The 7,520-nt window shown below is 70.9% G+C and carries 7 protein-coding genes; 2 read left to right on the forward strand and 5 right to left on the reverse strand.

Going from position 1 to position 7,520, the window contains the following annotated elements:
- Window positions 1–5: 5 nt before the first annotated feature.
- From ACWDR3_RS36850 to ACWDR3_RS36865, 4 genes are all read right to left on the reverse strand, one after another.
- Complete coding sequence (locus ACWDR3_RS36850; RefSeq protein WP_450356928.1) at window positions 6–527, reverse strand: DUF5304 domain-containing protein; 522 nt, start codon at window positions 525–527, stop codon at window positions 6–8.
- Window positions 528–584: 57 nt separating this feature from the next.
- Window positions 585–1,751 carry an ArsA family ATPase gene (locus ACWDR3_RS36855; RefSeq protein ID WP_450356929.1) on the reverse strand — a complete coding sequence of 389 codons (1,167 nt, stop codon included), beginning with the start codon at window positions 1,749–1,751 and terminating at the stop codon, window positions 585–587.
- Window positions 1,752–1,800: 49 nt separating this feature from the next.
- On the reverse strand, window positions 1,801–2,268 hold the full coding sequence (locus ACWDR3_RS36860; RefSeq protein ID WP_450356930.1) for an SRPBCC family protein: 468 nt from the start codon (window positions 2,266–2,268) through the stop codon (window positions 1,801–1,803).
- A gap of 112 nt (window positions 2,269–2,380) precedes the next feature.
- Window positions 2,381–3,178, reverse strand: a complete 798-nt coding sequence (locus tag ACWDR3_RS36865) for a metallophosphoesterase family protein (RefSeq protein WP_450356931.1) — start codon at window positions 3,176–3,178, stop codon at window positions 2,381–2,383.
- A gap of 250 nt (window positions 3,179–3,428) precedes the next feature.
- On the opposite strand from ACWDR3_RS36865, the gene ACWDR3_RS36870 reads away from it, so the two are divergent.
- Window positions 3,429–5,225: an AMP-dependent synthetase/ligase gene (locus ACWDR3_RS36870; protein ID WP_450356932.1), complete on the forward strand. Its 1,797-nt coding sequence runs from the start codon at window positions 3,429–3,431 to the stop codon at window positions 5,223–5,225.
- Between the two features lie 61 nt (window positions 5,226–5,286).
- Here ACWDR3_RS36870 and ACWDR3_RS36875 read toward each other — a convergent pair whose 3' ends face one another.
- The gene (locus ACWDR3_RS36875; RefSeq protein ID WP_450356933.1) at window positions 5,287–6,429 is read right to left on the reverse strand and encodes a glycosyltransferase family 4 protein; all 1,143 of its coding nucleotides are present in this window, start codon (window positions 6,427–6,429) and stop codon (window positions 5,287–5,289) included.
- Between the two features lie 150 nt (window positions 6,430–6,579).
- On the opposite strand from ACWDR3_RS36875, the gene ACWDR3_RS36880 reads away from it, so the two are divergent.
- Window positions 6,580–7,520: glycosyltransferase 87 family protein (locus ACWDR3_RS36880; RefSeq protein ID WP_450356934.1), on the forward strand; the 941-nt coding region annotated here is incomplete at its 3' end.

Below are 7,520 nucleotides of genomic sequence, written 5' to 3' on the forward strand. Positions count from 1 at the left end.
GGCAATCAGTCTAGGTCGATGCGCTGGCCGGGGCCGGTACCGTCCCCGTCTTCGCCTCGTTCCTCGTGAGGTCCGTCGCCACGCTCGTCAAGATCCTTGTGGAGGTCGGTCGTACGGGTCGTCCAGCGCTGTTCCTGGGCCTGGACCGCGGAGCGGTAGGCGGCGAGGAGTTCGTTGCCCGCGGCGGCGAGGTGGTCGAAGACGTCCGGGTTGCGTTCGAGGACCGGCTCGACCGCGGCCTTCGCCTGCTGGACGACCTGCTTCACCACCTGCTGGGCGGCCGGCCCGGCGACCGCGCCGAGCAACGGCGAATTGAGCGACGACAGCTTGTCGCCGACGGCGTCGACGAGCTTGCGCAGTTCCTCCGCCGCCGACACCGGCGGCTGGCCGTACTGGACGCGGCGGCGGGCCTTCTCCGCGGCGAGGTCCTCGGCGCACGCGGTCGCCCACGCGTCGGCGTCGGTGGCCCTCACCTCGTCCACGGCGTCCTCCGTACCGGCCTGGGACGGAGGGAGCTCTTCGCTCATGACGGACTCCTGACTACGGTTCGTCTCTACGACGTTACCCGAACGGGCGTAAGTCGTTCACGGCCTCTCCGGCCACAGATTGCGGTCCGGCGCGAACCGGATGCGCAGCTCCCCCTCCCGCAGCGAGGCCCCGTCGACCGTGCACCTGCGCAGGGCCGACGGCAGCGGCACGATCCGCCGGAAACTCCCCGCGGCGACGACGAGTTCGTCACCGCGCCGGATGAGGTCGAGTTCGTCGCGTATCGCGCCCGGCAGCGGCAGATGCCAGACGAGCACACCGTCGTCGGCGAGCCGGTCCTCGACGGGCCACTCGACGGCGGAGACGGTGTCGCCGGCCCCGGGAACGCCGAGCGCGACGAGATCGTCCGCACCCCGCGGGTCGTGCCCCAGCTGCCGGACCGCCCGTACCTCGTACGACTCCTGCCACTCCTCCAGCACCTTGCGCTGCTGGACAACCAGACCGGGCAACGCGTCCGCGACCGCCTCGGGCAGCACCCGGTTGGCGACCAGCACATCGGGCCGCAGCCCGCGCAGCGCGAGGGCGAGCACGGTGTCGCGTACGGCATCCGCCCCAGCCGGACCCGGTTCCGCGACCACCCGTACGACGGTGTCCCGGTCGGCGAGCACGGCCTCGACGGCGCCCAGCTCCAGGTCCCAGCGCCCGGCGGTCTCGTACAGCCACTCCGAGGGCATCGGCACCCCGGCCAGCCGCCCCAGCACGGGCCTCAGCGCACGGGCCGCCTGGCGCTCGGCCGGCAGCAACCGCCGCAGATAGCGCCGCAGTTCCTCCGGCAGGGCGAGCAGCGCGAGGGCCTGCGGGGCGGCCGGAAGATCGACGACCAGCAGATCGTGCGCCTCGGCGAGCGCGGCATCCCGCAGGGCGCGCAGCAGGGTGAGTTCCTCGGCCCCGGGAAGCGGCGTGACCTCCTCGGCCTCAAGCCGAGAGGCCCCGAGCAGATCGAGAACGTTCGCAGCACGCTCCTGGAAGGCACCGAGGTCGTCCCGAAAACGGGCGGTGGCATCGGGACGCCAGGCGGTGAGGTTCGGAGCGACTTCCTTCGGCGCGGGGCCGGTGGCGACGCCGAGGACCGCACCGAGGGTGTCGGAGGGATCGGCACTGAGCACCAGAGTGCGGGTTCCCTCGCGGGCTGCGTGGAGCGCGGTAGCGGCGGCCACAGTGGTACGACCGCTGCCGCCAGGGCCGGTGATCAGGAGGGTACGCATGATGGTGAACGGTAACCGAGACCGGCCGGCGGGCCCCGCGGCGAGACCCCTACTTCTCCCCCGGCTCCACCGCTACGTCTCCCCCGGCCTCCACGCGCTTCTTCAATCCGGCCAGCGCCCGGTCGATGATGACCTTCTCGGCCTTGCGCTTGATCATCCCCAGCATCGGGATCTTGACGTCCACCGTCAGCAGGTACGTGACCTGCGTCGAACCGTCACCCGCCGCCTTCAAGATGTACGACCCGTCCAGCGACCGCAGCATCTGGGACTTGACCAGCGTCCAGGACACCTCGTTCGCCCCGGTCCACGTGTACGCCAGCGTCTGGTCGTCCTTGATGGCACCGGCGTCCATGACGAGCCGCACCTGCTCGGCCCGCCCCTGACCGTCCGTCGCGAGGACCTCCGCCTCCTTCACCTCACCGGTCCAGTCCGGATAGCGGGCGAAGTCGGCGATCACCTCCATGACCTCGGCCGGTGCCGCCTCGATCGTGATGCTCGAACTGGTGTGTTCCGCCATCGCTGTGGCTCCTCCAGATGCGGACCGGCAGGGCGTCGTCATGCGGCTGTGCGTGCAGCGTGAAGGCTACCGTGCGGCCGACCGCCCGACTTCACCCCCTACCTGCGGTCTCTCACCACTCCAGTACCCAGGGCTTCCCGGTCCCGGCGAAGTGGCCGACGTTCACGCATTCGGTCGCCCCGACGCGCATCCGCCGCACCAACGGCTGGTGAACATGGCCGAACAGCGAATACCGGGGCCGGGTACGCCGGATCGCGTCCAGCAGCGCCCGGCTGCCGCGCTCGAAACGGCGCGCGACGGTGTCGTAGACCAGCTCCGGGACCTCCGGCGGGATGTGCGTGCACAGCACGTCGACCTCGCCCACGGCCTCGATCTTCGCCGCGTACTCCTCGTCGCTGATCTCGTACGGCGTGCTCATGGGGGTGCGCAGGCCGCCCCCGATGAAGCCGAAGGTCCGGCCGCCGATCTCGACCCGCTCGCCGTCGAGCACGGTGGTGCCGGGTCCGGCGTACTCCGCCCACAACGGCGGCATGTCGACATTGCCGTAGGTGGCGTACGTCGGTGTGGGGAACGCGGCGAACATCTCGGCGTACTGCTTGCGCACGGCTTTCTCGATCGCCGTCCGCCGGTCCGTGCCGATGCCGCTCCACAGCTGGGCGCCGAGGTCACGGGCCTCCTCGAAGCGGCGGGCGGTGCGCAGCTCGACGAGACGGTCGGCGTTCTCCACGCCGAACAGATCGGGGAAGATGCCGCGCGAGTGGTCGGCGTAGTCGAGGAAGAGGATGAGGTCGCCCAGACAGATCAGGGCGTCGGCGCCCTCGCCGGCTCTGGCCAGGTCACGGGTGTTGCCGTGCACGTCACTGACCACATGAACGCGTGTCCTGCTGTTACCGGCTGGTGTGGGTGCCATGACGATCAAGGGTAAGCGTGTGCGGTGTACGTGAACAGTGGCGACGGGCCTTGCGGTTACTGGCCAGTCAGTTTGCGGGTGGACTACCGTACGGACTGGAACACCAATCTGTGTGACACGGCGAACATCTCCCCCCGACCCCCTGTCGCAGCAGCCATACCGACGGGTAACGTCCGGGCAGTCCAGTCTTGGACCGCACCGTCGCATCGCACAACGTCGTGGCGCCGGCGCCCTATGAGGAGCAGCAGTCTTGCGCGAGTTCAGCCTTCCGGCTTTGTACGAGGTCCCTGCGGACGGCAATCTCACCGACATCGTCCGGAGAAACGCCGCGCAGCATCCCGATGTCGCGGTGATCGCCCGCAAGGTCGGCGGCGTCTGGCAGGACGTGTCGGCGACGGCCTTCGCGGCCGAGGTGCACGCGGCCGCCAAGGGGCTCATCGCCTCGGGCGTGCAGCCGGGCGACCGGGTCGGCCTGATGTCCCGCACCCGCTACGAGTGGACGCTGCTGGACTTCGCGATCTGGAGCGCGGGCGCGGTCACCGTGCCGGTGTACGAGACCAGTTCGCCGGAGCAGGTGGAGTGGATCCTGTCCGACTCGGGCGCGACCGCCTGTGTCGTGGAGCTGGACGGCCACACGGCCGCCGTGGAGTCGGTCCGCGACCGGCTGCCCGCCCTCAAGCAGGTCTGGCAGATCGAGGCCGGCGCGATCGAGGAGCTGGGGCGGCTCGGCAAGGACGTCAGCGACGCGACCGTCGAGGAGCGCGGCTCGCTGGCGAAGGCCGACGACCCGGCGACCATCGTCTACACCTCGGGCACCACCGGCCGCCCCAAGGGCTGTGTGCTGACCCACCGCAGCTTCTTCGCCGAGTGCGGGAACATCGTGGAGCGGCTGCGTCCGCTGTTCCGCACGGGCGAGTGTTCCGTCCTGCTCTTCCTGCCGCTGGCGCACGTCTTCGGCCGGCTGGTGCAGATCGCGCCGATGATGGCGCCGATCAAGCTGGGCAACGTCCCGGACATCAAGAACCTCACCGACGAGCTCGCCTCGTTCCGCCCGACGCTGATCCTGGGCGTCCCGCGGGTCTTCGAGAAGGTCTACAACTCGGCCCGCGCCAAGGCGCAGGCGGACGGCAAGGGCAAGATCTTCGACAAGGCGGCGGACACCGCGATCGCGTACAGCAAGGCGCTGGACACGCCGTCGGGCCCGTCGCTCGGTCTGAAGATCAAGCACAAGACCTTCGACAAGCTGGTCTACAGCAAGCTGCGCGCGGTGCTCGGCGGCCGGGGCGAGTACGCCATCTCCGGCGGCGCCCCGCTGGGCGAGCGGCTCGGGCACTTCTTCCGCGGCATCGGCTTCACGGTCCTGGAGGGCTACGGCCTGACCGAGTCCTGCGCGGCCACCGCCTTCAACCCCTGGGACCGTACGAAGATCGGCACGGTCGGCCAGCCGCTGCCCGGCTCGGTGATCAGGATCGCGGACGACGGCGAGGTGCTGCTGCACGGCGAGCACCTGTTCTCGGGGTACTGGAACAACCCGGGCGCGACCGCGGAGGCGCTGACCGACGGCTGGTTCCACACCGGCGACATCGGCACGCTCGACGAGGACGGCTACCTGAGGATCACCGGCCGCAAGAAGGAGATCATCGTCACCGCGGGCGGCAAGAACGTCGCGCCGGCCGTGATCGAGGACCGCATCCGCGCGCACGCGCTGGTCGCGGAGTGCATGGTGGTCGGCGACGGGCGGCCCTTCGTGGGCGCGCTGATCACGATCGACGACGAGTTCCTGGACCGCTGGGCGGCCGAGCACGGGAAGCCGGCGGGTTCCACCGCGGCGTCGCTGCGAGACGACCCGGATCTGATCGCCGCGATCCAGGACGCGGTCGACGACGGGAACGCCGCGGTGTCGAAGGCGGAATCGGTGCGCAAGTTCCGCATTCTCTCCTCCCAGTTCTCGGAGGAGTCGGGCCATCTGACGCCGTCCCTGAAGCTCAAGCGCAATGTGGTCGCGAAGGACTACGCGGACGAGATCGAGGCCATCTACCAGAAGTAGTAAGCCTCTTGACGGTGTGTCATGGCGCGGTGTCCTCGGCGAGGACCCGCGCCGCATCCGTCTAGAGGAGCGTCTTCAGCCTCTCGGCGAGGAGATCCCACCGCCACTTCTCCTCGACCCACTGACGCCCCCGCTCCCCCATCCGCCGCCGCAACTCCGCGTCCCCCAACAGCGCGACGATCCGTTCGGCCGCCTCCTCGACGGAGTCGCCCCGCACCACCCAGCCGGTCTCGCCGTCGAGCACCGCGTCCGGCGCTCCGCCCGAGTCGCCCGCCACGACCGGCAGTCCCGTCGCCGACGCCTCCAGGTAGACGATGCCGAGCCCCTCGACGTCGAGGCCGCCGCGCCGGGTCCGGCAGGGCATGGCGAAGACGTCACCGGCGCCGTAGTGGGCGGGCAGTTCGGACCAGGGCACCGCGCCCGTGAAGCGCACCGAGTCGGCGACGCCGGTCTCGCGCGCCAGGGTGCGCAGGTCCTTCTCGTACGGGCCGCCGCCGACGATCAGCAGCACGGCGTCCGGTTCGGCGGCCAGGATCCGCGGCAGGGCGCGGATCAGCGTGTCCTGCCCCTTGCGCGGCACGAGCCGCGAGACGCACACGACCACCGGCCGCTCGGTCAGCCCGAGCCGGGCCCGCACCTCGGCGCCGCCCGAACCGGGATGGAAGGTCTTCTCGTCGACGCCCGGCGGGAGTTGGACCATCCGCGCGACGGCCTCGGGGGTCAGCGCGGTCGCGATGCGCGAGCGCGTGTACTCGCCGAGGAAGGTGATCGTGTCCGTCGACTCCCCGATCCGGCGCAGCAGTTGACGCGCCGCGGGCAGCTGCGCCCACCCGGCCTCGTGCCCGTGCGTGGTGGCCACGAGCCGCTCGGCACCGGCCTTGCGCAGCGCCGGCGCCATCAGCCCGAGCGGCGCCGCCGCCCCGAACCACACCGACGTACAGCCGTGTTCCCGCAGCAGCCCGACCGCCCGCCGGGTCGCCCCCGGCGTCGGCAGCAGCATCGTCGTACGGTCCCGCACGACGGTGAAGGGCTGCTCGGCGTCGAAGGCGGCGGTCGCCTCGACGCCCTCGCGCGTCCGCTTCCAGGTGGAGGCATAGACGACGACCCGCTCAGGGTCCAGCCGGAGCGCCATGTTGTGCAGAAACGCCTGGATGCCGCCGGGGCGGGGCGGGAAGTCGTTGGTCACGATCAGGGTCTTGTGCATCGCGGCCGACCCTACCGGGCCCGCTCACAGCGGACGGACCTCCGCCCTCCGGACGCGTCGCGCCCCCGCCGATGGCCCGCGCACAGTCCGGCAAGGCATCATGGCCCCCTCAAGGCCGGGCACGGGCGAAGCGGATGGACAGGGGCTCAGGTGAACAGTGCGGGCGCGAGGCGGTCCCTGGCGGGGCTGCTGGGGATCTGGGCCCTGACCAGGCTGTTGCTGCTCCTCTTCGTGTTCAAGGTCTACGTCTTCCCCGGCCCGGACGTCACCAGCGACGTGTCCGTCATCTACCAGGGCTGGTACGACGTGCTGCGCACCGGCACCTTCCCGCTGGACGACGTGACCTGGCAGTACCCGCCGGCCGCCGCGCTGCCGATCCTCTCGCCCGCGCTGCTGCCCTTCCTCGGCTACACGCACGCGTTCTTCGTGCTCGCCTTCGTCGCCGACCTGGCCGCCTTCGCCCTGCTCCTGTACGCGGGCCTGCGCCCAGGCAAGTCACTGCGCGGTGCCTGGGTGTGGGTGGTGGGCGTACCGCTGCTCGGCCCGACCGTCTACTCCCGCTACGACGTGATGGTCACCGCCGTCGCGGTCGCCGCGGTGCTGGCCGGCACCCGGCACCCGCGCGTGATGGGCGCGTTGGTGGGCTTCGGGGCGATGCTGAAGGTGTGGCCGGTGCTGCTCCTGGTCGCCGTCCGCAAGCGCGGGGTGTGGGCCTGGGCGGTGGGCACGGTCGCCGCGGTGGCCGCGCTGTTCGCGGTGGCGATGCCCGGCCCGTTCGCCTTCCTCACCTTCCAGCGCGACCGCGGCACCGAGGTGGAGTCGCTGGGTTCGCTGGTCTTCCACATCGCCCGCCACCACGGCTGGAACGGCCAGGTGCTGCTCAACTACGGCTCGGTGGAGTTCGTCGGCCCGTATGTGCAGGTGGTCTCCACAGCCGCCCTGCTGCTCACCGGCATGATCTTCGGCTGGCTGCTGCTGTGGCGGCTGACGGCCACCCGGTTCGAGTCGGCCACGGTGGCGGACGCGGCCTTCGTCGCGGTGCTGATGTTCACGGTCACCAGCCGGGTGATCAGCCCGCAGTACATGGTCTG

The sequence above is a fragment of the Streptomyces sp. NPDC001002 genome (assembly GCF_053599215.1).